Consider the following 25917-nt stretch of genomic DNA (forward strand, 5'->3'; position numbering starts at 1 on the left):
AACAAACGTAGCAGCAAATGCTGCAAGCTGAGGGGGCTGGTGAGCTTAGAATCCGTTAACCGGACGGCAGCCGGAAAGAGACTTCAATGTAACCCTTAGGGCAAGTGATGTCGATTTCGCTACCAAGCACCTTAAGCAGGGCTTGAGATAAGCTGAGACCCATTCCCAACCCCTTGGAATGGTGAAGTAGGTCTTCATCCAGTGTAAAAGGTTTCAATACCCTGGCAATGGTGTTCTTGGTCATAGCCTTGCCTTTGTTGCGAACCTTGAACAGGCAGAAATCAGCCTCGCTATCGCAGGTCACTTGAATCTCGACATCACTCCCTTTGGTGCCAAACTTGACCGCGTTGTCGATCAGGCGGTTGAGAATATTGACCAGCAGAGTACGATCCGTCTTTATTTTGTCGACCTCAATACTCTCGCTCCAGCCCAGGGATTTGCCCTCGAGGCGAAGCTTCCAGCTTTCGTGAATGTCAGTGATCATCTCTTGGATATCGATCTTGGACGACGAAATCTTGATTTGACCGGTTTCCGCCGACACCAATTCCAGCACCTCGTCAATGATGGTCTTGAGTCTCTTGGCACTCTGGTCGATGCGATTGACGTAGACCTGCTGTTCATCGTCTAGTGTGCCCTCTTGAAGTAGCTCCAGAAAACTCAACAAAACTGTAAGTGGCGTCTTGAGCTCATGATTGATCAGTACCATGAACTGAGTTTTCGCTTGATCCAGGGATTTAAGTTCCTCGAGGGCGGCCTCGAGTGCCTTATTTTTTTCAACCAGTTCTCTTCGTAGATCAAATTTCTCGATAGCCTTGTTGATGGTATTGGCCAAGTCCACAGAGTCCCATGGCTTGGTCAAATACCGGTAAACCTCTCCGGAATTGATGGCATCAATCACAGATTCAATGTCGGTATAGCCAGTGAGAAGAATGCGTATGGCGTCCGGGTGGGTCTTGATCGTTTTTTTAAGAAACTCGACACCCGTCATTTTGGGCATTCTTTGGTCACTGATAATAACTGCGACATCTGTCGCTTCTTTCAACAAGGCTAGACCTTCGGCCCCTGAAGTTGCCTTCAATACCCTGAAATGCCTTCTGAAGATGCGTTCCAGGGCATCTACATTATCTATTTCGTCATCAACGCAAAGAATGGAATGTTTCATCAGATAATATAGTGTAGAATTGAGGTGTTGGTGAAGCAATCCAGATTCGTCATCACGGCAAAAGGGCATCCGGTAAGGACAAAAGTAAACTCGACTTTGGTAAAGAGAAACAGGCTTTAGGTCCTGATCGATTAGAATTGAGTCAAGCCTTTTGCTAGGGCGGTCGATAAGGTGAGAGTCAAGTACTCTAATATTTTTGAGGAGTTCTGGTTTATGAGACGACTTGTCCTCATTTTTGTAATGGCAGCCTTTGTGTTTTCAGGCAAGGCCTGGGCGCAATGGGGCGCTGGCGTTTATGGCGGAATGCAGGCTTGCCCTTACGATTACGGCGGCGCTGAAGGTTCGGTTGATGACGATGATGGAATTCAAAACATCAAGCGAATGAAATCCCAAAAACAGAAGTCTTATGATCGCAAGAAAAAGCGGCAAGATGATTTGCGCAGGCGCATGAAGGGTTACGAAAGAGCCATTCGTAAAACGCTTTTGTCTCAGGCTGCAAGCGCTGTACTGGAACATTTAGGTGATCGCGACAGGGGGCCCGGTAGTTACGCTACAGAATGTAATCCAGGAAATGTTTCTGCGGCAGGTTCGGCAGGTCTTTCTCGCGCAGATCAGATGCGAGTGAGTCGCGGGATCGGACGCAATATTGGCGGCTCTGCGAGCTATCCACCAGCCTCTGTTTTTTGTGTTCCTGTTGAGCATGACGTTAATGGTGATGGAAAAATTGGTAATTGTAATGCGGGTCAGACCGAAGGCTGTGATCCGGTTGAATATTCCAACTGGTGGCCTGACTATGCTCAAGACGGCGGCGCCGTGGATCCTGAAGTATGTAATAGCCCCTTTATTAAGAGTTCGGCTTCGACTGAACATAAGTTGGATTGTAAGGCCGCTATTCAAGACTACTACGAAACCGCTGAAGAGTTCAGTGAGCTTGCCGTTGAATTGGCGGAGATGAAGGAAGACCTTCGCGAATTCGATCGCACTTTGGATCGGGAGCGTGAGCGCCTTCAGTCTAAGTATTACGACTCTATGGAAGACGAGAATTCTGAGGCCTGGTGTCCTTGGTGTGAGTCTCGTCGTCGTGGTTATGCTCGTTCTCCCACCATGTGGGAGACCATTGGTTCCATTGGATTGTCTGTGCTCGGCGGCGTGCTGGCCTACAAAGGGGCCAAATACGCCACTGATCAAAACTCTCGTTTAGGTTGGCCCACGAGTCCTTATATGACGGCGGCCATCGGTTATCCATTCTTGATGAACGGACTCTATGGAGTTCTCGGGGGTGGAGTGAACGGTGGGTTCGGCTGCGGAGGTGGCGCCTTTGGTGGCGGATTCCCCTATGGCCCTATGGGCATGATGGGTGGAATGGGCGGCATGTATGGCGGCATGGGCGGAGCTTTTGGCTATCCTCCTTGGATGGGTGGCGGCTTTGGCCTTGGCGGCGGAATGTTTATGCCCGGAATGGGCCCTTGGGGCTGGCCAGGTCCTTGGGGCGGAGGCGGCATGTGGCCCGGCATGGGGGGCGGCTTTGGCATGATGGGTGGCTTCGGCATCATGGGTTCCATGGGCATGATGGGCATGATGGGAATGCCTGGAATGATGGGCATGATGGGAATGCCCGGTATGATGGGTGGCTTTGGTCTCATGGGTACCATGGGCATGATGGGTACGATGGGCATGATGGGCATGATGGGAATGCCTGGTATGATGGGCATGATGGGAATGCCCGGTATGATGGGTATGATGGGCATGATGGGAATGCCTGGTATGATGGGCATGATGGGAATGCCTGGTATGATGGGCATGATGGGAATGCCCGGTATGATGGGTACAATGGGTATGATGGGTATGATGGGTATGATGGGAATGCCTGGTATGATGGGCATGATGGGCATGCCTGGCATGATGGGTATGATGGGCGGCCAAATGGGTATGATGGGCATGATGGGAGGACAAATGCAGATGCAAATGCAGCAGATGTACTTCCAGCAAATGCAAATCTACATGCAACAGCAGATGCAGGCGCAACAACAGATGCAGGCTCGTTACCAAACTGTAGCTAACCTCCAGCAGGAGCTGTATCGCATTCAAATGCAGATTCAGATGATCTCCATGGGTGGATACGGTGGTGGCTACTATCCTGGCACCTTGATGCCGGGCAATCCGGAGATTCTGCCTTACCCAGGTTCCAGCCCGCTTCCTGGAGGCGGTGGAACAACTCCTGGCGTAAATCCGCGAGGACGAAACATTCGCTAAATCGCATTAGCCATTGAGCTTGATTGAGAAAAAGGATACCCCTGAAGGAAACGTCTTTCAGGGGTTTGTTTTATGTCTCACACCCAAATCGACAATTGCTATGACAGCCATGTGCACTGGCAAGCCACTGGGCAAAATGCCACGCGATTGCTTTTGCATCACCTTCAGTCAGCAGGTGGAATTCGCGGATGTGAGATTTCCCAGGCTCACTTTCTCGGCGATTGGTTGGTGGGATTTGGTTGGGACAACAATCGCTGGCAGGACCAGACTTACCCCACCAAAGATGTTCTCGACGAGTTGTTTCCGGATCACCCGGTTTCATTTTCTAGGGCCGATGGCCACGCAGCCTGGGTGAATAGCAAGGCTCTAAAACTCATTGGAGTTCTTGATGAACAAGGGCAGGTCAAAAATATTCCTGAAATGAGTGGCGGTCGGATTGTTGTAGATGAGCAGGGGAAACCAACGGGTATTTTGATTGACCTGGCTAAATCAATGGTGGACCAACTTATTCCGGAGCCTGACTCCAATCAAGTTCGCAGCTCTCTTTTGCAGGGAGTGCAAACCTTTAACCGTGCTGGTTTTACCCATATTCGCGATGTATCTTGCTCGGAGATACAGTTTGATGAAACTTGCCACTTATTTGAAGCAGGTCTATTGACTCTGGCGGTTGAACAGTACTTCTCAGCTGACGATCCTCAGGATTTTGACAAGGCTCTCCATTTGGCTAAGCGCGCTCGGGCGGAGAATGTTCCCCTCGTTCGAGCCGTGGGACTTAAAATTTATTATGATGGGGCTTTAGGCTCAGAAGGTGCCCTAATCAGTGCCGATTACCCCTCGGGATCGGGGATGGGCCTGGAACTGTTGAATAGGTCTGAGCTTCAGAATCTCATGAAGCTCACCTGGGAAAATAAATTCGACATCGCTATTCACACTATCGGTGATGAGGCCGTCCATCGGGTCGTGGTGGCGGCCGAAGAACTGTGGACTCAGGGATATAAAGGTCACTTGCATCTGGAACATGTGGAAATGTTAAGGCCTGAAACCGCGAAAAAGATGACGGGGAGACCGATCACCTGTCACATCCAGCCCTGTCATTGGCTATCAGACAGGCGTTGGCTAGGCGAAAAGTTGGGGGACCTTGAGCGGTTTGTATTTCCCTGGCGGCTGTTACAGGAAAGTGAAGTGGCCTTTGATTTTGGGTCGGATAGCCCAATCGAGGAAGCCAGCCTGCGTACCAATCTTTTGGCCCTGGATGAGAGTGCTGTACAGGGCGTACCCCCTCTTTTGGGCTCGGCCCTTGATTATCACTCCCACCCAGATAAGGCCTGGGTGCCCAACACCTTTAGTCAGTTCAAAGAGGGAGAGTTGCTATCGGTGGTCTTTAAAGGCACCCACCTCTTTTAGAAGGCCAATGAAAATCGGGCCAGCACCGGGCTGAAGGATTCCAACATCAAAATCCCTGATGAGAAATCGGCGGCCTGTAGGTCGGCTGCTGCTGGGGCTGATTGTTCCGGTTTCTGTTGAACCGCTGAATGCCCACGGCTCCAAGGATGAGACCACCTATTAGGTACCAAGGCCAATAGGAATTTGACTCAGTCATGGTTGAATATCGCGTGGGAACCTCGAGTTGTATCGAAGATGGATTTGGCCGGGGCTTTAGAGTTGCCAGGCCGAACGCCGGCTCAACGCCCACCTTTTCCCGTTCCTCAATACAAGAATCCGAAAAGTATGCCGCGTAGTTTATCTTGAAGTCTAGGCGGTGATTCCACGTGCTCTGTCCGCAAAGACCGGTCACAAGAACTTCCTTTTTCGGTTTCCACTTGATCAGCTCTGCGCCCTTGATGATTTGATCAATGGGAAAATACTGATTTGAAAGTGCTGTCAAATGGATCTCCTGTGCCGGAATGAGGAGTTCCCTTTGGACATTAAGATCTACGACCCGACCGTTAATAACGAGGTAGCGGAATCCATCCCACTCGCCACCAATGGTCCAACTAAGAAACTGAATCCTCTGAGTTTCAGATTTCCATACTTCCAGGATTGGAGGAGAGAATTGGGAGCCGGAGGGTTTGAAGTCGGGATGAAATCGCAACAGACCCATGAGTAGGCTGCGCTTTTTTTCTCCATCAGGCTCAAGAGAGAAGGCCGTCAACCATAGACGTGAAAGATTCTCGCGAACTTGTTGAGGCCAGTTCTTTGTAAAGGCTAAAGCCAGGTGTTGATGAATTTCCTTGAGGAGGAGAGGAGCTGGTTGGGAGTTCAGCTTCTCCATCAAGGTCATTGTCTTTTGGCGAATCTTGTTCGCTTCAGTGATGGCAATCCAGCCATCGAGAAGGTGTTTGGAGAATGAAATCACATTTTGCTCAGAGTGCAAATAGGCCGCATAACTGACCTCATCACTGCCATGGGGTAAAATAAGCACTTGTGGTGATGGTTGAGCCCATGCACAATTGGCCAAAATGCATTGGGCAAAGATCCAGGACATAATAGTTCTAATCACTCCACTCCTCCATCGACGATCACTCGCTTTTTGCGGGGTTTGGTCGAAGCCCTTTCAAATTGTGTTCCAAAGCGACTGGGATTTTGTACAACAACCCAAAAGGGTCCGGGTTCCCGGACAATCAGTTGGGCCTGGTCTTCAGGAGCTAAAACTGCAAACTGTTGGGGATTGAGGGGAGCGCGCAGAATGGGTAGGCGCCTCGCCACCACTCTGTTTTTTCCTCCAGGCTCTCTTGCCGGACTATGCAGATCGACTATCCCCTTTTGTCCGAGAATGGAGTCCAAAGACTCGGAATTCTCAACCTGGATGGGAATCAGGACAGAACCGCTCGGGATAAGTGTGTCGATTGACTCCGGGGAAGTGGATTCAGGTGATTGGGTGGGCGATTGATTAGTGAACAGCTGAGAAACAACCGGCAAGAAGCTGAGTAAGATCATAACAACCAACTGCTTCTTGCGCGAGATTCCACGAAACCATGCGAGTGGACTCATTTTTTCCATTTGGAACTCTCCCAGGATTGAAATTGCTGCTTGGATTGTTGTTCGTCCACGCGAAATGAGAAGTACGTGAGAAACAGGAGAAGTGAAAAGACAACCAAGCTGATCCATAGGACTTCAAGGGTCACTTGACCGCAATCAGTTGAGGAACCCATTTGTCCTTCTCCTTTACAATTGTTGAGGCACAGCTTGCAGGCCACGTCAGGTGAAAATTCTCAAATCCTCCTATGAGGGGATTAATCCTGATTTTCCACTTAGCACCCTGCCTTTGAAGGTCCCGGGCGCCGGGGAGAAGAGCATAGCTGGGTGACAGGGAGGTGGGGGGCATGGGAACGAAAGCGGACCGCGGGTGAATAATCACAAGCGAGTCGGCATTTTGCCTTCTTAGGGCCGTACGAAGACGGTACTCCCCTTGTTCCCACGCAGAATCCATTCTAGCAATCAAGGCCCTTTGCTTGGATCCGAGAAGTGTCTGTTGATAGGTAATTCTTTGTAGATTGGCTTTCGCCAAAGGAACCAACTGGGGTGAACTCAAATGAGCTAGGGCCAGGGCCGACTGGGCTGAGCGACGGTTAAGGCGCAACCTTCGCGCTCGATCGTTGTAACTAAGAAGCTGCTGCAGTAACTGCGCCACTTGGACCTGAGTCTCAAGCGTCTTTGTCCTGCAGGTGTGACGGGCGCGGGACTGGCTGAGCAGGGCACGACCCATGACACTAAATATGAGAAGTAGGCATAGGAGTATGGGAAGCAATCCGACCAGGACGACAAGGGCAAAACCTTTATTAGATTGAAATGGAGCCTCTATCATATTGCTTTCTCCAGTCGGCGTGGAATTTGGTGGCGCAGCTTGAGGCGAAGTTGAGATCCAAAGCTCCACGTCAGATCTCCGCGAATTGTGTAGGGTCCTCGATGAAGGCGCAGATTTTCACACCGACCCCAGACAATGATGCGGCGTAACTGCATTTTCAGCTGCCTTTCACAATGGTGAGGAGTTTCCCCCTGGGCAATGCAAATGAGACTTTCATAGAGCGCCTGATGGCCTATACTCTTCAGCCCCGCCACCACGCTGATGCCGAAGCCTAAGGAGAATACCGGTATCAACATGGACAGGATCAGGGTGGACTCAAGAAGACTCGTACCCGCCTGGTTGGGAAGTCCCCTCATTGCCGATCCTTGCGCCTGGCGGCTCCGTTCATGAAGTCAGAGAGGTCCTTGCGTTTTAGGTCCGAATCCTGAACCTCGACGCTGGATTCTCGTTTGCTAGACCCTTGTAGGGCATGAACCACATTCGCATACCGGGAGTTGAGAGCCCCTTGGAGGGTGCGGACAATGCCAATTGTGGCCACGCCCATCAGGGCGACGATGATGAGATACTCAATTAGACTTTGGCCACGTTCATTTTGCACAGGTGCATTGAGGTTTTGCATTTGGACTCCTCGTGGGAAATATCTTTCGTGGAGTCCATGCAATCAAAATGCAAAAGCCCCGAAAGGAATATTCCGGGGCTTACGGGTTGGCTGTCCGAATAGTGTCCGATAATCGGAAAACTGCGGATTAAGATTTCTTGCGTTTGCTGGCTTTCTTTTCCTGGCGGCGACGAAGAATGATCTTATCAAGGATTTCCCCAGCCTCAAATCGCAGGTCATTTTCATAGACAAAGCGGTAAAATCCCTCAACCTCTGGGCTACGACGAAACTTTTTAAGTGATGATGGGAGTGTGTCGGAGGTTTGGAAGTCAATGGAGCTGCCATCTTCGGCCAGTTTAACTCGTGCCATATTTTATTGCCCTTTCCCTGTTAAGCCACCTATGCCCGAATGATCGTGTCACCCCTAAGTGATCTCGATTGTGGCTGTAACCCTCATAAATACGGGATTTTACAAGGCGGGTCAATGGTCATCGTCGAGGGTCCTGAAAATTCACTTGGCTCATTGGAAATATGGCTTTTTCAGCCTATAAGGGACCATTCCAATCCATGTCCCAGGGAGAAATCATGCTTAGACTTGACGGCAAACAGGTGAGTGCAGCGCGCAGAGCGGTGTTAAAGGATAAAGTTCGGGACTTCTCCCAGAAAACTGGTCACACACCGGGCTTGGCCGTGGTCCTGGTGGGTGATGACCCGGCAAGCCAGGTTTATGTGGGTGGTAAAATCAAAGCCTGTGCAGAAGTAGGATTGGAGAGTTATGAGCATCGACTTCCTGAAACAACCTCACCTTCAGAGTTAAAATCCCTGATTGATCAGCTCAACAGTGACAACAAGGTTGACGGCATTCTGGTGCAGCTTCCTCTGCCAAAGAGTTTGGATGCGGATGAGGTCCTAACCTGGATTGATCCCAACAAAGATGTAGATGGCTTAACTTCAAGTTCTATGGGCTTGTTGTGGATGGGAAAACCTCGGGCGATTTCCTGCACGCCCGCCGGTGTGATGGCCATTCTTGAGCATTACAAAATCACCGTGGCCGGTAAGACCGCTGTGGTTGTTGGTCGCAGCAATATTGTAGGTAAGCCCATGGCGCACTTGCTCACCCAAGCAGATGCCACGGTGACGGTTTGTCATTCGCGCACCAAAGATGTCTCCTCTCACACCAAGTATGCGGACGTTGTTGTAGTTGCCGCAGGACGCCCACGCATGTTGGGTAAGGATGATTTTAAAGAGGGCAGCATTGTCATCGACGTCGGTATTCACCGTCAGCCTGGTTCTGATGGTAAATCCAAGCTGTGCGGAGATGTACGCTTCGAAGAGTTGGAAGGTTGGGCTCAGGCTGCCACTCCCGTGCCGGGAGGAGTTGGCCCCATGACCATTGCCATGCTATTGGAGAACACTTTGAGGCTTGCGGAGCTCAACCAAAACAAATAGCACTTGGCCAAGGTGTTTTATTTTACTTCAGCATTGTTGGAATCAGGTTTTCTTGATTTTGGCCTTCACGATAGAGTTTGGGAAGTTCCTTGGGAACCTTGGCCTGATCAAACTGCAGATTGAATTCACTCATATTGGCGCCCACAAACTTCAGTGCCAAGTAAAGCAAAACGTAATCAAGCTTTGCACAAGGGGCCATCTTGAAGCGAACAATGTCGTCTAGAGTGGCGCTTCTGTAGCGGTCACGCTGGTTCATCGCTGCTCCTGCATTGGAGCTAGCTTTACATGACTCTCTCTCTTCAGCAGTGTCCATCAAGGAGCATTTCATTGAAACGGCGAGAGCCCCTTGCCCCTCGGTATAGCCTAGTGGCCATAGCTCCGGGTGTTCCGGAAACCAGCCCATGAGGTCCTTAGTATATGAGGCCGCGGCATAAGTCGTAGGTAAGAAGAACCCCCTGTCATCTTGGGGGTTAACACTGCGATCCTCTTGAATCGGAAATGTCACAAAGTTGAGATTTGGCGACCGTTCATTGCGCAAATAGCGCGAGGCGGTCTCGGTAATCTGAAATGGACCAGCGGCTGTGTAGTACTTAGGGTTCGCACCTGCGGGGAGTTTTGTGGCTTCAATAATCCAACCCTCGGAGATGGCAAACTGGGATTCCAAAGCACTGATATAGAGCATTTCAGGAGTCACATCCAGGTGTTGAAAGATGGGCGTGGTATAGGGGACGAGGGCTTTCATCTTGTGGAAGAAGTTCATCGCCCGAGGTTTCATGTTGTAAGAGGCGCCCTTGCCACACTGGCGGTATTTTTTTGCCCCGGTCCAATACTGAATAAACTCTTGAACGTAGGGGTTAACGCGAAATTTTTCCAGCTGCCGAGTCACTTCTTGGGCTTTGCTCAGTTTGGGATCGGAAAAATTCACCGCAATCACAGCGCTTGGGTGACTCGACCAGACTTCGCTGTCGACAACCTTGAATTCAGGTTGTACTGGTGGACGGTCTGTTCCTGGCCGTTCAAAGAAAACTGTCACCTCACCCTCTTTGCCCTCGGCATCGGATCGAAGGCGAATGGCAATATCCCCCTTTTCGTTGTTGCCCAGGAGGACTCCCTTAAGGGGGTGGTCGCCAACCTCTGCTCTCTGTAGATCCGAGGTTTGATCGGTGGTGCGCAGGAGTTCACCCTCGACGACCAGAACATCCTGTCCGGGTTTATCTCCAGGCACACGAACGCGAACATAGGCCGGTCCATCAAGGACTTCTACGGACTCTTGAATTGCCGATCTTTCAGTTGCGCCGGATTGAGTGAGGGCAGTAAGAACTGGGGTCGAATTCGTACCTTTGGTTTCGCGCACTCGATACTGAGTTTCGTGGCGGGTGTAGAGAATTCCAGTTTCGTCGGAGACTGTGGGCGCCTGGTGGCTAGGAATGTTGAGGTCGATCTTTTGTAGGATCAATTGAACCTCGTCGCACTGGATGTCGCGACAGGCGAGAGCTAGTTGGTAGCGGGCCTCTGTATATTGATCCGAATTCTTGACCAGTACTCCAGCGTTTCCGAGAGATCCGTTAATCAAGGGCTTCAGTGGCCCTTCAAACTCCAGAGGTCTTGTCCAACCACCGCCCTCCGGCCTGAGACCAATCACCACCTTTACGGATTCGGGTTTCTGGGCGTTGGCTGCGCGAATGATGTTCACATGAGCGTAGGCGATCTGCTTGCTCAAATCAGGATTGAAGGTTTTCGGGTTTACCTGCCGACGGATTTCACGCATCACCTCTGTATGGCCAGTACCGGTGTAAGGGACCAGGTGAGTGATCTGTTCCTGTGGATCGTAGCTAATCTTGGAGGCCCCGGTGAGGTGTGGATCGTCGCTTTCAGTGGCGACTAACCCGGTGTTCTGGGAGCGCATTCCCCCCTGACAGCTGGCCATTAAGGCTGCCAAAGCCAGGGCCCAAAGGGGTTTGATTAGAGTGGGTTTAATCCTGGAACGTGCCAAAAATACCTCCGCGGAGATCCAAAGAGCAAGATCAGGGCCAAGGCTGGAGGTCTATCTATTGGTATTTCCAGGCATTTTTTGACAATTTCGCGCCTCACGCGACGAGTCATTGGCGAATTTTGTCAACTCCGGGCGAGGCTCCGCTAGGGCTTTGACAGCCCTGCCGGGAGGGAGCAAAGTGGTCCTTTTCCTGTTGTGGAGGCGTATATGAGTGAGGTGAAAGAAACCCCTCTGTGCAAGAGTCATGAAGCCCTTGGGGGCAAAATGGTGGAATTTGCTGGCTGGAGGATGCCGGTTGAATATCAGGGCTTGCGCCAGGAACACTTGAACACGCGAAAGAACGTGGGTTTGTTTGATGTCTCTCATATGGGAGAGATTCGCGTGAAGGGCCCAAAGTCCCTTGAGACCCTGGAGTGGTTAACGACCAATCATGTGGGAAAGCTTGAAAACGGACAGGCCCAATACACTCTGCTGACCAACTTTGCAGGCGGTATTGTGGACGACCTTATCGTCTACTGTTTGGAGAAGGGTCAGGATTACCTTCTTTGCGTGAACGCTTCCAATGCCGACAAAGATTACGCTTGGATTGTGGAAAACAACAAGGGCGCTGAACTCAAGAACGAGAGTGATGACTGGGGGCAAATTGCCGTCCAAGGCCCGAGGGCCGTGGAGCTGGTGTCTCGCCTATTTGGTGAGACCATGAAGTCAGTGGCGTCCTTTCACTTTGTCCCCGCACAATTTGATGGCGACCAGGTTTACCTGGCCCGCACGGGATACACTGGTGAGGAGGGCTTTGAAATCTTTGTTCCGAAGGCAAGGGCCATGGCCCTGTGGAACCTGCTTCTTGATAAGGGTCAGGATTTGGAAGTGTGTCCAGTGGGCTTGGGAGCCAGGGACACACTGAGAACTGAGATGAAATACCCGCTTTACGGACACGAAATTGACGACACGACGAACCCCTATATGGCTGGGCTGGGTTGGGTTGTGAAGCCGGCGGCCAAGGATTTCATCGGTCGGGACAAGATTGTGGCTGGCAAAGAAGCTGGCTTGAGCCATAAGTTGGTTGGTCTCAAGATGCTGGATCGGGGGATCGCAAGACAGGGTTACTCCTTGTTTTCTTTTGACAATAAAGAAATCGGCAGGGTAACAAGTGGCACGGTTTCCCCCAGTCGTGGTGACAATATTGCTGTGGGCTATTTGGCCAAAGAGCAGGCCGAACCCGGTACTGAGGTGATGGTGGAGATTCGTGGTCGCAAGCTCAAAGCAGTGGTTGTGAAGACCCCCTTTGTGACGAAGGCCTAAGAGAAGAAGTTGGCAATTGGGAGTTCCTTTTAAAAAGGCGTTGGGAGGCGAAAAGCATGGCGAACTATCACATTCCTGAAGAGAATTACTACACCAAAGATCACGAGTGGGCTCAGGTTGACGAGAACGTCGTCACTGTTGGTATCACAGAATTTGCTCAAGATCAGTTGGGCGAAATTGTTTACGTTGAGCTTCCCGAAGAAGGTGCCAAAGTCACTCAGGGCGAAACCTTCGGTGTAGTAGAGAGTGTGAAGGCGGCCAACGATTTGTACGCTCCTGTTTCTGGAACCGTCATTGAAGTGAATGCTTCACTGATGGATGAGCCAGGCACTATGAATGACGATCCTATGAATGATGGTTGGATGATTCGCATCGAGATGGACACTGAAAAAGAGTTGGCCAACCTCATGCGCGCTCCCGACTATAAAAAACTGATCGCCAAGTAAGTGTTGCTCGCCCCTTTTTTTGGGGTTACAACTTTATTGATTTTTGATCACGCCCTGCTGGTGGAATTGGCAGACATCGCGAGACTGGATGTCGGACAAAGCCCGGGTGGGGAGACAAAACAAGATCACGCCCTGCTGGTGGAATTGGCAGACACGCTAGACTTAGGATCTAGTGCCGAGAGGCGTGGGGGTTCAAGTCCCTCGCAGGGCACCAAATAAAAAAACCAACCATGTGGTTGGTTTTTTTATTTGGGGACCTGCGAGGGACTTGAAGCGAATGACCCGGCCGCCAGTGGCGGCAGGTTGAGCTGGAAGCGAGACCTAGGGTCATGAGGGTGGTCAGGCAGTCAGTTGAGCGACCGCAGGGAGTAGGCTCAACTGACCGGGTCTCCGACCCGTGAAGCGTGTTCTTGCAAAAATCTCTATAGCCTACCGCAGCCCGCTTTCAATGTACCACCCATCCACTGGGGAGCCGGAATACCATGTCTGGTATCCAGTCCATAGGCGATTAGACCGTCTCCGGGATTGCAGCGAACCAGCTCCACTTGGTTTAGAATGCGAAAGTACCTGCTGGAGTTCACATCATCTTCACGGGAAAGAAAGCCTTCAACGGCCAAGGATCCCAAGTCGCGCACGGGTAGCTGAACACGTGTGGGGACCAAACTGTAGTCCTGGCCTGAGTGGCAAAGAGCGATGGTATCATCCTGCATGACCAGCTCAAGGCGCTTAGCTACGTTTTCATCCTGAGTGACCAGGTTGATCTGAAAGAGTCCGTAGTTTTGCCCCTGATACCTGATGGTGTAGGTTCCTGAGGTCCAAGTGCTAAATTTGGATTTGGATGCAAAGACGAATGTCTTTCGGCCTCTTTGGAGTCCTTGGATCTCCTCGCCATCATAGGCCTCAATGATTTGTTTTTGTAGAACCCGCCCGATGCGAGTTGTGCCGTACTCATAGCAGTAGGCACCTTCACCCAGGGCTGTGCCCATGGAAAACACGACGAAGCCCACAAGTAGGCTTGCAAGAATAGCTTTATTCATTTGTGATACCCCATTTGTCTGACCCGCACCACCGGGTCGGTATTTATCCTAATGTTCAAAATCTTCTAGCAGAAATAATCCCCCGGGACGTGAAAAAGGGACCCCCTATAGATCATGCAATTCACACATAAAATTTGGACAAGAGGGAACTAAGAGGCTGGTTTAAGTGAGGAAATTATTGGCTATTTCGGTCCTGTGGGTGAAATAGGTGAGTAAATTTTCTAAGTCCAAGCTGTCCCTATCCCCACCCCTCTCCCGGGTGTAGCTAAATTGAGAAATCTAAACTCAACGAATAAGCAGTCACCTATAAAATCCGGGAGGGGAAAATGCGTCAGGTATTGTTGGCCCTATTTGTATTTGCCAGTGCGGCTCAGGCATCAGCCGCGAGTTCAAAAGTTCTTAAGAATTGCTACGGCGACGATGGTGCCCAGTTTTTTGTTTCCGAACTTGAAGACATCTCAATTGCCGGCCAGATTCCTGTCTTGTTGTTCAATGACCTGAACCAGGTGGTCGGCGTGATGGCGGTTGAGCCCAAGCGGGCCGAGAGATCTCCCAACCAAGCAAAATCTGTCGAGGTCCACTTGATGTCTCTGTGTGCCCTGGGGCTTGAAGTGGATACATTCTACTATGCTGAGGACAGCTCTGCGGATCTCATGAAGTGGACAGGGGAAAAGGACTGGTCTTTGGCCATCACTCAGGACGAGGGCATGATCACCATGAATGCCACTGTGGAAAAAAAGAGTGAGTATGCGACTAAAATCAAAGTCGACTTTAGAGGTTACGATGTCTTTCGCGAAGAAGAGGAACTAGAGCCCAGCAACGATCCGACATTTGTTGAGGACTGGGGTCCAGCTCGTGGAACGGGATCTTTTTACTTTTACATTCCCAGAAACTGGCTACTCAAAAACTAAGATACCTTTAGAATTCGTCTCCCGCACTGCTAAAGAACCTGTGGTAGGTCCTGCGACAACGAAAATAGGAGGAAGGGGCGCCTTCCTCCTATCCAACAACTGATTAATCTTGCGGGATGTAAATCAGTCGTTGATTGTTCTCAACATGTCGTCTGCATCATCACGATCGTAAGCTCCAGGAACATAGGGCTGTCCTTTGGAGGGCTTCACTTCCGGACTCCAATCGTCGCCACGCTGCTCTCCATCCCAAGGCTCAGAGGGGCTGGGGATCACGGGGTTGTCACAGCGGCTATACAGAATATCATCGCAAAGATCATTGTTGCTGTAGTGTTGTGCGGAAGCACCCATGGGAAGAGCAAGTGCCAGTAGGGCAACAAGAGTTGCTACTTTCATAATTATCTCCTTACTTTTTGTTTGTCGTAAATAACGACATGTTTTTTTATTGGGTACTTATGGCTTAAAAGGAGATTGTTCTTTGAGCAAGATTAATTTTGACTGCGAAGTAATTTTATTTTTTCACATCTCACGGCGTTCTAATTTTTTCGCAAAGCCAACGAAGACAAAGGGAACACACTCTTCGTCGACTCGTGTCGCTGCAAGAGATTGAACCCAGTCCTTAAATTGATTCAATCTGTCTAGTACTTGGTCCGCTGCCCATGATGGCACAAGCTGCATTGCAGAACACAGAGCTTGATTATCTGTGCCTTCACGAGAAACGTAACTCGACATATGGCGCATAATAAAGTCAGTGCCTTTGGCAACACTGCGTGGACGACTGTTAATCACCGAAGGGATTCTATAGACCCGCCCGAATCGTTTGATTTTTTTGTTTGTGACCTGAATCAATTCAAGTGTTTGCAGGTTCTTGACCAGGCTCTCGTCATCAACTTCAAAACGGTCAACTTCTCCAAACAGCAAAACCTTTTTGAATAGTAAAAAAGCCTCTTCATTTTCGGTTAAGTACTTCAACTGCCGATCGGAATATATAGATGTGTTGCCTTTGAGTTGCCACAGTCCAGTGGATTTTTTTGGTCGGATCGACAAGAGATTTTGTTCAAGGAATCTAATGACCTGCTGTCCCTCGTTATAATCACCCTGTTCATAGAGGTCAAAGGTTGTACGGAACATAGCCAGCAAGGCATCACGCTTAAGCCCATCGTCCATGCGACCAAATAGCAGTGCAAACAGTTTGAAGCTGGGAGTGCGCTGACCAGACTCGATCTGCTGATAATGACGCAAACTGATTCCCAGATCACCCTCGCCACCAAGGTGATTGAAAAACTTCGTTGCTGAATCGAACCCAGAGTTCGTTCTCCAGGAAATCAAAAAGTCCGCCAAGTTCATGACTTAGCCTCTACTGCGAACAATTTGTTCGTACAAGAAATATTTGTTCATATTGTCATTTGACCAGGGTGGGGCTGTAAGTTACGACCGGTCTACCTAAGAGGGTCCAAAATGATATCTCGCTTTTTTAAATGCCAGGCCTTGCTCATCCTATTTGCCACTCTGTGGGTAGATGCTGCCTTGGCCATGGATTGGAAGGAAATCCTCAAAGACCCGCGCCTTTATGTAGAGCAGCCAAGTGTTACCGTTGGAGTCAATCGTAACCTGCGCATGTCGGTCCCTATTACCGACACCTGTCTAACTAGTGGGGTTTTGCGGACCCGGGATCTGGTTGGTATTGAATCCCGTGTCAATTACCGCAGCGGCGGTGATCAGGATGTCTGGCGGACGGAGTACGACTACCTATTTGCCAATGAGATGGGTGAATTAGTCTGCGGGGATTGGTCGACTAATGAGATTTGTTCTAGATGGTTAAGAGAGCCTAAAGAAGTCCCTCGTGAATTGGAGTTAAAGATCTATCGAACCTCGGGCGAGGTCGGTAAGAGTTTCTTATTTGATAAGGTGTTTAATATCCCGTCTTGTCGACGGGAAGGCGGAGGTGCCGGAGGTGACGGAACATAAAAAAGGACCACAGGAGTTAATGAAAGTAATCGCCAGAATACTTTGATTCTCGTAGATTTATCCCAATAAAAAAACAAGAAGATATTGACCCCTGCGGTCCAGGGTGGATTTTTAGCATCGGCCTCGGTTGATGTAAATGGATAAGTTGAAGGCGTTGGTTGTCACCCCTATGGACAGCTAACAGACTCCTCCTTCTCGAAGGCGTTGTTTCGTTCTCCGGCCCTTCTCCTGTTTTATTGCGGCTTAGTCGAAGTCGTGGAAAGAGGAGGTACGGTGAAAAAAGTACTTAAAAGTGTATGGTTGGTAGCCATGGTGGCATTGGCCAGCGGCAGTGTTGTGGGGCACATGTCTTCATCTGCGGGTGTCCAAAGAGAGACTATTCCGCCACCGGCTGAGGTGGTTCACGTCGAGCTAAAGCCAATCAACGAAAATTCCCAACAGGGCAGTTACGCTCCGAAATACAAGAAATACTCGAAGCTACCACGATTCACCCAGGGTTTAGTCTTTGATGAACAGACGGGGACCTTGTTTGAGAGCGTAGGGTGGTGGCGCCACTCGTCTCTCATCCAATACACTTTGGATCAGACCCAGCTTACGTCCAGCTATAGGGAGCTCTCTTATCTTAATGACTTCTATCAAAGAGACAATCTCACTCCCGAGGAGGAAAATGCCACCGGCTGGATGGCTGGCATATGGAAAAACTTTTTTGCCGAAGGATTGGCACTGGTCGGAAACTCCCTGATTCAGTTCTCATGGCGGGGAGAGAAGTATTTTGTTTACAAAAAGGATAGGGTCATTGGAGGAAAAAAGAAACCGCGAGCCTACCAGAGAAAAGGTGAGGGCTGGGGGGCTACGGTCTACAAGGAAGGTGCGAAGGAATTCTTGCTCCTCAGTGACGGCTCAAGTCTGATCACCTTCTATGATGCCGGTGATCTCACAAACTTGAAAAAAGTGGGTTTTATCGAGGTGGTCAATGGTGATCGACCGGTGAGTCAAATCAATGAACTGGAAATGGTTGGCAACAAGTTATTGGCCAATGTCTTTATTGATGTTCGCAATGAGAATGGGGCGGGGGAGTATTATAACGGTCATCAGGTTTTGGTCATTGACCCAAAAACTGGGTACGTGGAAAAGGTGCTGCAATTTCATCCCGACCACACGGAGATGAAGACCTTCGCCGACAAGGCTTTGGCCACCAGTCCGTCGGCTCATGAACTGGCCTGTCCTCCAGACTCTCAACTTCCGGGGATGTTTTTGTGCCGTGACCGGCACTTCGCCTTTAATGGTATTGCTTACGACTCCCGACAAGACTTGGTTTACTTTACGGGAAAGAACTGGCCCTATTTTTATGAATTTAAGGGATCTGATTTGGTTGGCCCATAAGGGTGAGGGATGAGACTCGTGAAACAAAAAGCGGGCCTCCTTGGTGGGCCCGCTTTTCTTGGGTTGCGTAGTCGGTTTTTAAATCTCAGTTTTAATTACACACACATATCAGGTGACAAGCCGTCATCTTTGTTGGGATCAGTGGTTCCATCCCCGTTGTCAGGTGTTTCACCGCCTCCAGAGCCACCGCCAGGAGAAGTTCCGCCGCCGGTACCGTCATCGTCGTCGTCATCGTCACCAGACGGGGGTTGGTTTCCGCCGCCTGATCCGCCGCCGCCGGGGGGAGTGCCACCGCCGACGCCTCCGTCATCATCGTCGTCGTCATCGTCACCAGACGGGGGTTGGTTTCCGCCGCCTGATCCGCCGCCGCCAGGGGGAGTGCCACCGCCGACGCCTCCGTCATCATCGTCGTCGTCATCGTCACCAGTAATGGGAGGGGTTCCACCTGGGTTGCGCGGCACACACTCACCTAGGTAATCGCGGTGCTCGGCATCTGGTCCCCGATTGTGATTGTGGGTGATATGAGCGCGGAGAGCCGGAAGCCCTACAACTATTGTATGTTGATTATCTGGATTTCCTGGAGGGACATGACAAATGACAGCGCATTCTTTGTCGCCGTCGCAGGCGACGACCACAGGGTCTAAGTTATCTGGAAAGGCAAATGCCTTTGCTACCGAGGTGACTGGCGTGCATCCAGCCTTGCCGTTTGCGTCCTGGTCGCTGCCAAAACGAACGTCACTATTACAGCCGATGACAAAAATAATTGATGTTAAAAGCCCTAAAAGCCGTAGCCCCATGGTCTACCCCCGTCAAAGTGGTTTCTGCCTAATCGCGCAGAGATTCAGATTACATGTGCGGTAATTTGATTTTCAGGAAACGGACAGCAGAAATTACGAGAGCCCTGGAAGGAACGGACAGGTGATTGGTCTCCATACAGCAAGACGAAACCCCGCGCCAATTCCTCTCAAACTATTTTATTTTTTGGGTTTTTAATCATTTTGGGACACAATGGGACCTTGATTCGTCTCAGTTTGATGCGTTTTAGGCGGTTAGACGGGATGATGACCTTTGCAAGTGAACGGAGGGCGCATGGTTATGGGATACATGGGAAGGCTTTTGACGCTGACAATGGCGTTGGCCCTGGCAAGCTGTACGAGCAAAAAACGGGAAGTCAAAATGGTGGCCGGCCTCAAATATGAGGAGACCCTGATCTACAATCTGACCACTGAGCCTCCGACCCTGGATTGGAACAAGGCCACTGATGTGGCCTCAGCCATAGTGATATTTAATGTCATGGAACCCTTGCTTGGCTTTGACTTGAGTGAGAATGATTTGCCCCTTGAGCCTCGCCTGGCGGTAGATTGGCATGCAGAAAAACAGGGGCACCAGTGGGTTTTTGAGCTCCGCGAAGGGGTTAAGTGGTCAGATGGGAAGGAGTTCGAAGCCCAGCAGGTGGTGGACAGTCTAGAGAGACTTCTTCAACCCGAAACAGCCGCATCGGGTGCCAGTTGGTTTTTTGAAGTCGTGGGGGCGAAGGACTTCAATAAAGGTATTCTTAAGGACTTCTCCCAAGTGGGAGTGAAAGCTGAAGGTAAGTATCAGATTCGCTTTACTCTCAACAAGCCTCTAGCCTACTTTCCTAAATTGCTAGCGATTCAAAATGCCATCCCTATCCGTAAAGATCTCATTGCCAAATATGGGGATAAGTGGACAGAAGCGGAGAATCTGGCGACGCTGGGTTCCTACCACCTCAAGGAGTGGAAACACGACAATTACCTAGTGCTGGAGAAAAACATCGGTTACTTTCTCACGCCGCCACCCATTCAGAATGTTCTACTAAGAATCATCAATGACGAGTCCACGGGTGTGAATCTGTTCGAAACTGGACAGATTGATATTCAGCCCACCATTCCTGCTGGCGAACTGGATCGACTGAAGGGTAAGGCTGAGTTTAAGACAAGCAGCGAGTACTCCATTAACTTTCTTGGCTTTAATACAAAAAAGGAGCCATTCAACAATCCAGATGTCCGTCGCGCCATATCCATGGCCATAGACCGACGTGAGATTGTTCAGGTCCTAGGTGGTCACGTCATGGGCAATCGGGCCTGGTTGCCACCCGATATGTTGGGTTACAGTGATACCTTTGGAATGACCTTTGACCCAGACAAGGCGAGAATCCTCCTTGGAAAAACTGGATATGGGAGGAGTAAACAGTTTCCCAAAGCTGTGATCTCCTACAACACCAATTCCAATCACAAGCTGGTTATTGAAAACATTCAGGCTCAATTGAAGAAGAATCTGGGTATTGAGCTTGAGATCCAAAACCAAGAATGGAAGAGTTACTTAGCCCAGATCAACTCCGATGCCCCTCATCTCTTTCGCATGGGGTGGATCGCTTTGTTTCCTGATCCGGCCCCTATGTTTGAGGTTTTTCGTAGCGACTCTGAATTTAATCGCTTTGGCTGGGGGGGGCAGGAATTTAATCAGCTCCTAGATTCGGCAGCGGCCGAGCTGAAGCCTGAAAAACGCTTTGAATACTACAAACGCATTCAGGAAATCCTCAGCGTTGAAGAGGTTCCGGCCTTTGCCGTGTACTCGTCCAGCAACAAATACCTTGTCAGTGAGAGAACCCAGGGGTTCCCCATAAATCCTTTGGATCGGGTGGAGTTTCGACGAGTAAAATTGAAGTGACATTGTTTGACGGTGGGTGATAATGACACCTGAGAATTCTGGCGATTGGGAGTGTAAGAATGGATTGCCCTTGTCAAAGTGGAACTGAGTTTTCAAATTGTTGTGAGCCGATATTAAGCGGCAAAGAAAAGGCAGAAACGGCTGAGCGCTTGATGCGTGCTCGTTATACGGCATTCACCCGGGTGGATATGGACTTCGTCAATAAAACTCATGATCCAAAGACTAAAAAGGATCTGGACCCTGAAGCCAACCGTCGTTGGGCGGAAAGCGCTGAGTGGAAGGGTCTGGACGTTGTTGGCACCACAGGCGGTGGGCCTGAGGATGAAAAAGGGACGGTTGAGTTCAAGGTGAGCTACGACATGGGAGATGGCCCTGAGGAGCATCACGAATTGAGTACTTTCGTTAAACGCAATGGCCAGTGGTATTTCTCAGACGGCAAAAACCCCAGTTTGAAGACGGTAGAGCGTGGTGAAAAGGTGGGGCGTAATGATCCCTGCCCCTGTGGAAGTGGCAAAAAATATAAAAAGTGTTGCGGTTAGGAGGGGCCAGAATGAAAGTTCCTGGAGTGGTGTTAGCAGTTTTGGTATTCGCGTCTGTGGCCTTCGCCAATGGGGTCAAAGAGAAACCTTTTTATGGTGCCGATATCACGATGAAGGAGCCGGTCGAACTTTCAGTGGCCATTAGTAAGTTGTCGGAAGTTGGCAATAAGGAAATCCTTGTGACCGGGACGGTTGAGAAGGTATGCACCAATAAAGGCTGCTGGATGGCGATTACGTCAGGTGATCATCAGGCTCGGGTGACTTTCAAGGACTATGGCTTTTTTGTTCCAGTCACTTTAAAGGGAAAGAAGGTTTTGGCTCAGGGACTTCTATCTGAAAAGACCCTTAAGGTCAGCCAAGCCCGCCACTTCGCTAAAGACGCTGGCAAGTCCCAAGCGGAAATTGCCGCCATTAAATCACCGCAGAAGGAATTTAGCTTCGTTGCCTCAGGGGTTAAGGTCGCCCAATAGGGCAACCTTACGGCTGATTGTCTGGATCGGGATTGCTCTTGACGGCGACGAGGATGATGTTGTCAAAGATGATTCCGTCTTCCATTGGGTTGTTGCGGTTGTTGCCATTGTAGCCTTCGTCCATGGCGGCCGCCACGCGAAAGACAAATTTTTCCTGACGTTTGGTAAACTGCTTGAGATCAATATAGGCCTGACCCAGTTTCCAGTCAGATAGTTGAAAGTTGCGAATATTCAGATTTCGTCCAAAAGCCAGGTCGCTTGGAAAAAAGGCTTCCCAGGGGGTGATGTCGCGCAGTCTTTCATGGCGATTAGAGCCGCTAAGACCGCACTTCTCGTCGGTGTCTTGGCAAAGGTCCACCCTCACGGATTCGGGAAGTTTTCTTCCATTATAGGTGAGCTGAATCTGGCTTTCCAGGTGAATGGGCAAGTATTCGAACTGGATATAGGCCATATCGAAGCCCGAAAAATCAAAGGGATGTGAAATCAGGTAGATTTCATGAGTAGATCCACCTTCGCGACCTCGGAACAAGATAGCTCGATCGCCATCGGCCACAGGTCCCAGGTGGTTAGAATTTTCGATTTTGGCGTCGACATTGGAACCGTTGTAGCCATTGTCCATGATGATGGTTTCCCAGCGAAAGTCGTCGTGGTCGACAATAGCACTTCTCTCGAATCGATCTCTAAAGATCAAGCAAACGCCTTGAAATCCTTGGACAACAATGTTCTCACAAAGGGGAATGGAGTTGGGATCAACCGGAACCCCGGGGCCGCCGGGCTGATTGTTGCCGAAGTAATCACCTGGGCCCTCGCCGCCCTTATTGGAGAATCGAACTCCCGAGCAGGCAATAGTGGATAGTGCAAAGACCATCCCAGCGAGAAGGGGAAGGATGACGTTACTTAACACCGCAAATGACATTTTTAATCGCTTTTCCATAAGCAAAATTCTCCTGACAAAGTGATATTTCAAGATCAGGTCCACTCAGATCGAAATGGCGGGGGGAGGAGAGGCTATGAGGGGTGTTTTTTCTGGTCCAATGGGAGCAACTGCCGTAGAGTGCTCGCCAGCTGTCAAATTTCTAGGTACCAGTACCTATTGGGAGTCGAGCGATGGATTGGGAAATCAAGAGGGTCAATTTGGCTAAAGTGGAGCATCCTCACTTTAGTGGTGCGATGAAGCTGGATCGGCTCTTATTCGGTCAGGCACACGCCTGTCATTTGCCTGGTGAGATCCGAACCAAGCACCGTCCTAGTCTTTTTGTGGCTCTTGCCGGTGAACAGGTGGTGGGCTTTAAACTTGGTTACGAACGCAAGCCTGGACACTATTACAGTTGGATGGGTGGAGTTGATCCCGATTATCGGGGCAAGGGCATTGCTCGTGCTCTAATGGAGTTTCAGCACTCCTGGCTCAAGAGCGAAGGCTATAAGGGTCTTCGCACTCAAACTAAGAATCAGTGGCAGGAGATGATCATCCTCAACCTCAAATCAGGTTTTCAAATTATTGGCACTTTCACGGACGATGAGGGTGAAACCAAGATAATCATGGAAAAAGCGCTGTAATTTGGTACCAAATTGAAAAATACGCCTGGCACTTAATCGAGACTAATAGCAAAGGGCTCAGCAGGAACGTCAGAAACCACACCAATAGCGCAAGCCATGGGGAAGTGGGTTCTGAGTTGGCGTAAAATCCCTTCTTGATCCTCAGGTGAAACGGCCAATAGAAGGCCACCAGAGGTTTGGGCATCCAGACATAACCACCTTTGGGCTGCTGGAATCTGTGAGGAGAATTCAACTTTGTCTTTGGTGTAATCCAAATTGGTCTTGTGGGCCTTATTCAAGATCCCTTGTTTGAGCATTTCCAAGGCGCCAGGCAGAACTGGCAACTGGCTGGTCTTGATGTTTAGGCGATAACCGCTGGCGATCGCCATTTCCATTCCATGTCCAGCTAATCCAAAACCTGTAATATCGGTGGCGGCATGAATATCAAAGTCAGCTAATAGCTGAGGAACTGTGTTGAGTTGGCTCATACTCTGTATGGCCGCCTTCATCCATTCGGCCTCAGCTTTGCCTTCTTTGTTGGCGCTAATCAGTGTGCCCGTGCCGAGGGCTTTAGTGAGAATCAGCACATCTCCCGGGTGAGCCCCCGCGTTTGTCCAAGCTCGGTTTTTGTCCACAAAGCCGGTGACAGAAAATCCAAGTTTTAAAGTATCGTCATCAATGCTGTGGCCGCCACCCAGAGCGGCACCCGCTTCCTCAATTTTTTCCACCGCACCCGCCATCAAGAACCTCACCATCTCCATGGGCAAGTGGGCTGTGGGAAAAGCAAGAATGGTTAAGGCCAGCGCAGGAGTTCCGCCCATGGCGTACACATCGCTGAGGGCGTTGGCGGCAGCAATGCGCCCAAAATCCACGGGGTCATCCACAATGGGAGTAAAAAAATCCAGAGTTTTCACCATCAGTCGACCATCACCCAGATCCCAAAGAGCCGCGTCGTCAAATTTTTCCATTCCCACAATCAGCGAGTCGGGACGCTTTAATGGCAGAGACTTGAGAACTTTGCTCAGCTCCCCGGCCGGAAGTTTCGCGGCACAGCCACTTTTCTTAACAGTCTTAGTGAGGGCAATGGGTTCCAGATTTGAATCCAGAAATGTATCCATGGTCAACTCTCCCGGTTAGCGTCGAATGGTGCACGAGTGAGTGCAGGTTTCGTCAATGGTGACAGAGGTCAAAGGGAAGCCAAGCTCTTCTGACTTTTTTAATAAGTAGCGGGCGATCACTTCAGAAGTTGGGTTTTCCTTAAAGCAAAAAAACTTCTGCTCTGTCGAAGTAAGAAACTCAATGGTGGCGGTATCAGACTCTGACAACAAGGTCGCATGATCCCAATGATCTTTACACCAGGCCTTGAGGACTTTGAATTCGGCAAAGTCCTTAACCATTCCATACTGATCCAAATCGGACCCCTCAATCGAACAAGTGATGCGAAAGGAGTGGCCATGAAGATTGCGACATTTGCCTGAATAGCCGTGTACCAGCCGGTGAGCGGCCTCAAAGGTAAAGGAGGTGCTTAAAGTAAACAGACCCTGGGAATTCATGGGGCAGAGAATGGATGATTTGAAGCCTTGAGTCAATCCCTTGGGGGCCTGGATTTGCGGGCCGAGGGCTGAAAATTCATCAGCTGCTAGAGGAGGTTCGGAAAAAACCGGGGGAAATTGTTTCAAGTGGGGCTTGCGGGGAGGGAATCTGGCGGGATTCAGGTATGAAGGGGTCTGAAACTCATCAAAACGTCTAACTTGGGGGGATCCATGACACGTTTGTTTCTCGCTATTGCTCTATTTGTGTCCAGCTTTTCAGCTTTTGCCAGCCTGGATCAGGACGAAGTCATTAAAGGCTTGTCTGGTCGTTATATTCTGGAAATCGACAGCGATACGGCTCTGCACTTTCTGATTCGCTCGAATGGCAATGTTCAGGTTCTCAACCAAAATGATGAATTCGAATACACCAAAGGTGATATTTCTTTAATGAATAGCGACAGTGATTGGGGCATGAGTGGACTGCCTGTTGCTCACCTGGTGTTTGGTGAGGGCAGCGATGAAGAGGCCCGCGACTTCCACATCCTTATGACCGTGCAACAGGACTGGGGTGATGACGCCAAAGACGAGATCGCCGTCATTGCTGTCTTTGAGACATTTAATGACGGTCCCAATGGCTACAGCTCAGCTGACACCGCCTCCTACAAGGTGAAGAAGTACAACAAGAAGACCAAGAAATACGATACTCTGAACTGAATTTTGTAGATAGAAATCCCAAGTGATTTCAGTTATCTAAGGGGCCTCTTCGGGCCCCTTTTGATTTTGTCCTAAAGTGATACGGACCTTGGTCCGATATGAGACACATGGGCCACGGCCTTGTGGGTATT

Annotated in this window: 28 protein-coding genes and 1 tRNA gene; 14 read left to right on the forward strand and 15 right to left on the reverse strand. The window is 50.0% G+C overall.

Annotation, left to right across the window (positions count from 1 at the left end; genetic code table 11):
- Positions 1-55: 55 nt before the first annotated feature.
- Complete coding sequence (locus tag H6624_19500; GenBank protein ID MCB9086536.1) at positions 56-1162, reverse strand: hybrid sensor histidine kinase/response regulator; 1107 nt, start codon at positions 1160-1162, stop codon at positions 56-58.
- A 381-nt stretch (positions 1163-1543) separates the two neighbouring features.
- Here H6624_19500 and H6624_19505 point away from each other — a divergent pair, with 381 nt between their 5' ends.
- Positions 1544-3415, forward strand: a complete 1872-nt coding sequence (locus H6624_19505; GenBank protein ID MCB9086537.1) for a hypothetical protein — start codon at positions 1544-1546, stop codon at positions 3413-3415.
- Positions 3416-3487: 72 nt separating this feature from the next.
- Positions 3488-4819, forward strand: a complete 1332-nt coding sequence (locus H6624_19510) for an amidohydrolase family protein (protein ID MCB9086538.1) — start codon at positions 3488-3490, stop codon at positions 4817-4819.
- A 46-nt stretch (positions 4820-4865) separates the two neighbouring features.
- On the opposite strand, the gene H6624_19515 is transcribed toward H6624_19510, so the two are convergent.
- From H6624_19515 to H6624_19540, 6 genes are all read right to left on the reverse strand, one after another.
- The gene (locus H6624_19515; protein MCB9086539.1) at positions 4866-5915 is read right to left on the reverse strand and encodes a hypothetical protein; all 1050 of its coding nucleotides are present in this window, start codon (positions 5913-5915) and stop codon (positions 4866-4868) included.
- Positions 5912-6415 carry a hypothetical protein gene (locus tag H6624_19520; protein MCB9086540.1) on the reverse strand — a complete coding sequence of 168 codons (504 nt, stop codon included), beginning with the start codon at positions 6413-6415 and terminating at the stop codon, positions 5912-5914. Before H6624_19520 ends, H6624_19515 begins: the two co-directional genes overlap by 4 nt.
- Before the next feature lie 121 nt (positions 6416-6536).
- A complete protein-coding gene (locus H6624_19525) occupies positions 6537-7220 on the reverse strand; it encodes a hypothetical protein (GenBank protein MCB9086541.1) in 684 nt (227 codons plus the stop codon).
- A complete protein-coding gene (locus H6624_19530) occupies positions 7217-7576 on the reverse strand; it encodes a hypothetical protein (GenBank protein ID MCB9086542.1) in 360 nt (119 codons plus the stop codon). Before H6624_19530 ends, H6624_19525 begins: the two co-directional genes overlap by 4 nt.
- Positions 7573-7839 (reverse strand): Flp family type IVb pilin, encoded by a 267-nt coding sequence (locus tag H6624_19535; GenBank protein MCB9086543.1) that lies wholly within the window; start codon positions 7837-7839, stop codon positions 7573-7575. The genes H6624_19530 and H6624_19535 overlap by 4 nt, the downstream gene beginning before the upstream one ends.
- 127 nt (positions 7840-7966) lie before the next feature.
- Positions 7967-8188, reverse strand: coding sequence for a hypothetical protein (locus H6624_19540; GenBank protein MCB9086544.1), 222 nt, complete (start codon positions 8186-8188; stop codon positions 7967-7969).
- Between the two features lie 212 nt (positions 8189-8400).
- On the opposite strand from H6624_19540, the gene folD reads away from it, so the two are divergent.
- Positions 8401-9267: a bifunctional methylenetetrahydrofolate dehydrogenase/methenyltetrahydrofolate cyclohydrolase FolD gene (gene folD, locus H6624_19545; GenBank protein MCB9086545.1), complete on the forward strand. Its 867-nt coding sequence runs from the start codon at positions 8401-8403 to the stop codon at positions 9265-9267.
- Between the two features lie 22 nt (positions 9268-9289).
- On the opposite strand, the gene H6624_19550 is transcribed toward folD, so the two are convergent.
- Complete coding sequence (locus H6624_19550; protein MCB9086546.1) at positions 9290-11260, reverse strand: hypothetical protein; 1971 nt, start codon at positions 11258-11260, stop codon at positions 9290-9292.
- Between the two features lie 207 nt (positions 11261-11467).
- Here H6624_19550 and gcvT point away from each other — a divergent pair, with 207 nt between their 5' ends.
- The 3 genes from gcvT to H6624_19565 all read left to right on the forward strand — a co-directional run bounded on the left by gcvT (position 11468) and on the right by H6624_19565 (position 13222).
- On the forward strand, positions 11468-12562 hold the full coding sequence (gcvT, locus tag H6624_19555) for a glycine cleavage system aminomethyltransferase GcvT (protein ID MCB9086547.1): 1095 nt from the start codon (positions 11468-11470) through the stop codon (positions 12560-12562).
- A 56-nt stretch (positions 12563-12618) separates the two neighbouring features.
- Positions 12619-13008, forward strand: coding sequence for a glycine cleavage system protein GcvH (gene gcvH / locus H6624_19560; GenBank protein MCB9086548.1), 390 nt, complete (start codon positions 12619-12621; stop codon positions 13006-13008).
- 129 nt (positions 13009-13137) lie between these two features.
- Positions 13138-13222, forward strand: a tRNA-Leu gene (locus H6624_19565).
- Between the two features lie 208 nt (positions 13223-13430).
- Here H6624_19565 and H6624_19570 read toward each other — a convergent pair.
- Entirely contained in the window at positions 13431-14045 is a 615-nt protein-coding gene (locus H6624_19570; protein ID MCB9086549.1) for a hypothetical protein, read from the reverse strand.
- 326 nt (positions 14046-14371) lie between these two features.
- On the opposite strand from H6624_19570, the gene H6624_19575 reads away from it, so the two are divergent.
- On the forward strand, positions 14372-14956 hold the full coding sequence (locus tag H6624_19575) for a hypothetical protein (protein MCB9086550.1): 585 nt from the start codon (positions 14372-14374) through the stop codon (positions 14954-14956).
- A gap of 123 nt (positions 14957-15079) precedes the next feature.
- On the opposite strand, the gene H6624_19580 is transcribed toward H6624_19575, so the two are convergent.
- Together H6624_19580 and H6624_19585 are read right to left on the reverse strand one after the other, a co-directional pair.
- Positions 15080-15349, reverse strand: a complete 270-nt coding sequence (locus H6624_19580) for a hypothetical protein (protein ID MCB9086551.1) — start codon at positions 15347-15349, stop codon at positions 15080-15082.
- A gap of 123 nt (positions 15350-15472) precedes the next feature.
- A complete protein-coding gene (locus H6624_19585) occupies positions 15473-16300 on the reverse strand; it encodes a hypothetical protein (protein MCB9086552.1) in 828 nt (275 codons plus the stop codon).
- 111 nt (positions 16301-16411) lie between these two features.
- Between H6624_19585 and H6624_19590 the strand changes: the two genes are divergently transcribed.
- Both H6624_19590 and H6624_19595 read left to right on the forward strand, forming a co-directional pair.
- Positions 16412-16921: a hypothetical protein gene (locus H6624_19590; GenBank protein ID MCB9086553.1), complete on the forward strand. Its 510-nt coding sequence runs from the start codon at positions 16412-16414 to the stop codon at positions 16919-16921.
- Between the two features lie 273 nt (positions 16922-17194).
- Positions 17195-18304 (forward strand): glutaminyl-peptide cyclotransferase, encoded by a 1110-nt coding sequence (locus H6624_19595; GenBank protein ID MCB9086554.1) that lies wholly within the window; start codon positions 17195-17197, stop codon positions 18302-18304.
- Between the two features lie 95 nt (positions 18305-18399).
- Here H6624_19595 and H6624_19600 read toward each other — a convergent pair whose 3' ends face one another.
- Positions 18400-19101 carry a hypothetical protein gene (locus H6624_19600; protein ID MCB9086555.1) on the reverse strand — a complete coding sequence of 234 codons (702 nt, stop codon included), beginning with the start codon at positions 19099-19101 and terminating at the stop codon, positions 18400-18402.
- Between the two features lie 292 nt (positions 19102-19393).
- Between H6624_19600 and H6624_19605 the strand changes: the two genes are divergently transcribed.
- The 3 genes from H6624_19605 to H6624_19615 are packed head-to-tail and all read left to right on the forward strand — an operon-like array spanning position 19394 to position 22004.
- Positions 19394-20995: a peptide ABC transporter substrate-binding protein gene (locus H6624_19605; protein MCB9086556.1), complete on the forward strand. Its 1602-nt coding sequence runs from the start codon at positions 19394-19396 to the stop codon at positions 20993-20995.
- Between the two features lie 59 nt (positions 20996-21054).
- Positions 21055-21534, forward strand: a complete 480-nt coding sequence (locus H6624_19610) for a YchJ family protein (GenBank protein ID MCB9086557.1) — start codon at positions 21055-21057, stop codon at positions 21532-21534.
- Between the two features lie 11 nt (positions 21535-21545).
- On the forward strand, positions 21546-22004 hold the full coding sequence (locus H6624_19615) for a DUF4920 domain-containing protein (GenBank protein MCB9086558.1): 459 nt from the start codon (positions 21546-21548) through the stop codon (positions 22002-22004).
- A gap of 7 nt (positions 22005-22011) precedes the next feature.
- On the opposite strand, the gene H6624_19620 is transcribed toward H6624_19615, so the two are convergent.
- Positions 22012-22938, reverse strand: a complete 927-nt coding sequence (locus tag H6624_19620) for a hypothetical protein (GenBank protein ID MCB9086559.1) — start codon at positions 22936-22938, stop codon at positions 22012-22014.
- A 173-nt stretch (positions 22939-23111) separates the two neighbouring features.
- Between H6624_19620 and H6624_19625 the strand changes: the two genes are divergently transcribed.
- A complete protein-coding gene (locus H6624_19625; protein MCB9086560.1) occupies positions 23112-23561 on the forward strand; it encodes a GNAT family N-acetyltransferase in 450 nt (149 codons plus the stop codon).
- 32 nt (positions 23562-23593) lie between these two features.
- Here the strand turns inward: H6624_19625 and selD are convergent, their stop codons facing one another.
- Together selD and H6624_19635 are read right to left on the reverse strand one after the other, a co-directional pair.
- Complete coding sequence (gene selD, locus H6624_19630) at positions 23594-24658, reverse strand: selenide, water dikinase SelD (protein MCB9086561.1); 1065 nt, start codon at positions 24656-24658, stop codon at positions 23594-23596.
- Between the two features lie 15 nt (positions 24659-24673).
- Positions 24674-25219, reverse strand: a complete 546-nt coding sequence (locus H6624_19635; protein MCB9086562.1) for a 6-carboxytetrahydropterin synthase — start codon at positions 25217-25219, stop codon at positions 24674-24676.
- An 84-nt stretch (positions 25220-25303) separates the two neighbouring features.
- Between H6624_19635 and H6624_19640 the strand changes: the two genes are divergently transcribed.
- Positions 25304-25786, forward strand: a complete 483-nt coding sequence (locus H6624_19640; protein MCB9086563.1) for a hypothetical protein — start codon at positions 25304-25306, stop codon at positions 25784-25786.
- Positions 25787-25917 lie beyond the last annotated feature (131 nt).

The organism is Pseudobdellovibrionaceae bacterium (assembly GCA_020635075.1).
Classification (GTDB): domain Bacteria; phylum Bdellovibrionota; class Bdellovibrionia; order Bdellovibrionales; family UBA1609; genus JADZEO01.

Excerpts from the sequence above, each read along its gene's own strand:
- H6624_19605 (MCB9086556.1), top strand. The coding sequence starts at position 19,394 with ATGGTTATGGGATACATGGGAAGGCTTTTGACGCTGACAATGGCGTTG.
- H6624_19530 (MCB9086542.1), bottom strand. The coding sequence starts at position 7,576 with ATGAGGGGACTTCCCAACCAGGCGGGTACGAGTCTTCTTGAGTCCACC.
- H6624_19625 (MCB9086560.1), top strand. The coding sequence starts at position 23,112 with ATGGATTGGGAAATCAAGAGGGTCAATTTGGCTAAAGTGGAGCATCCT.
- H6624_19500 (MCB9086536.1), bottom strand. The coding sequence starts at position 1,162 with ATGAAACATTCCATTCTTTGCGTTGATGACGAAATAGATAATGTAGAT.
- H6624_19590 (MCB9086553.1), top strand. The coding sequence starts at position 16,412 with ATGATATCTCGCTTTTTTAAATGCCAGGCCTTGCTCATCCTATTTGCC.
- H6624_19525 (MCB9086541.1), bottom strand. The coding sequence starts at position 7,220 with ATGATAGAGGCTCCATTTCAATCTAATAAAGGTTTTGCCCTTGTCGTC.
- H6624_19640 (MCB9086563.1), top strand. The coding sequence starts at position 25,304 with ATGACACGTTTGTTTCTCGCTATTGCTCTATTTGTGTCCAGCTTTTCA.
- gcvH (MCB9086548.1), top strand. The coding sequence starts at position 12,619 with ATGGCGAACTATCACATTCCTGAAGAGAATTACTACACCAAAGATCAC.
- H6624_19585 (MCB9086552.1), bottom strand. The coding sequence starts at position 16,300 with ATGAACTTGGCGGACTTTTTGATTTCCTGGAGAACGAACTCTGGGTTC.
- H6624_19570 (MCB9086549.1), bottom strand. The coding sequence starts at position 14,045 with ATGAATAAAGCTATTCTTGCAAGCCTACTTGTGGGCTTCGTCGTGTTT.
- H6624_19520 (MCB9086540.1), bottom strand. The coding sequence starts at position 6,415 with ATGGAAAAAATGAGTCCACTCGCATGGTTTCGTGGAATCTCGCGCAAG.
- H6624_19575 (MCB9086550.1), top strand. The coding sequence starts at position 14,372 with ATGCGTCAGGTATTGTTGGCCCTATTTGTATTTGCCAGTGCGGCTCAG.
- H6624_19615 (MCB9086558.1), top strand. The coding sequence starts at position 21,546 with ATGAAAGTTCCTGGAGTGGTGTTAGCAGTTTTGGTATTCGCGTCTGTG.
- selD (MCB9086561.1), bottom strand. The coding sequence starts at position 24,658 with ATGGATACATTTCTGGATTCAAATCTGGAACCCATTGCCCTCACTAAG.
- gcvT (MCB9086547.1), top strand. The coding sequence starts at position 11,468 with ATGAGTGAGGTGAAAGAAACCCCTCTGTGCAAGAGTCATGAAGCCCTT.
- H6624_19610 (MCB9086557.1), top strand. The coding sequence starts at position 21,055 with ATGGATTGCCCTTGTCAAAGTGGAACTGAGTTTTCAAATTGTTGTGAG.
- H6624_19580 (MCB9086551.1), bottom strand. The coding sequence starts at position 15,349 with ATGAAAGTAGCAACTCTTGTTGCCCTACTGGCACTTGCTCTTCCCATG.
- H6624_19510 (MCB9086538.1), top strand. The coding sequence starts at position 3,488 with ATGTCTCACACCCAAATCGACAATTGCTATGACAGCCATGTGCACTGG.
- H6624_19505 (MCB9086537.1), top strand. The coding sequence starts at position 1,544 with ATGAAATCCCAAAAACAGAAGTCTTATGATCGCAAGAAAAAGCGGCAA.
- H6624_19540 (MCB9086544.1), bottom strand. The coding sequence starts at position 8,188 with ATGGCACGAGTTAAACTGGCCGAAGATGGCAGCTCCATTGACTTCCAA.
- H6624_19600 (MCB9086555.1), bottom strand. The coding sequence starts at position 19,101 with ATGGGGCTACGGCTTTTAGGGCTTTTAACATCAATTATTTTTGTCATC.
- H6624_19535 (MCB9086543.1), bottom strand. The coding sequence starts at position 7,839 with ATGCAAAACCTCAATGCACCTGTGCAAAATGAACGTGGCCAAAGTCTA.
- H6624_19620 (MCB9086559.1), bottom strand. The coding sequence starts at position 22,938 with ATGGAAAAGCGATTAAAAATGTCATTTGCGGTGTTAAGTAACGTCATC.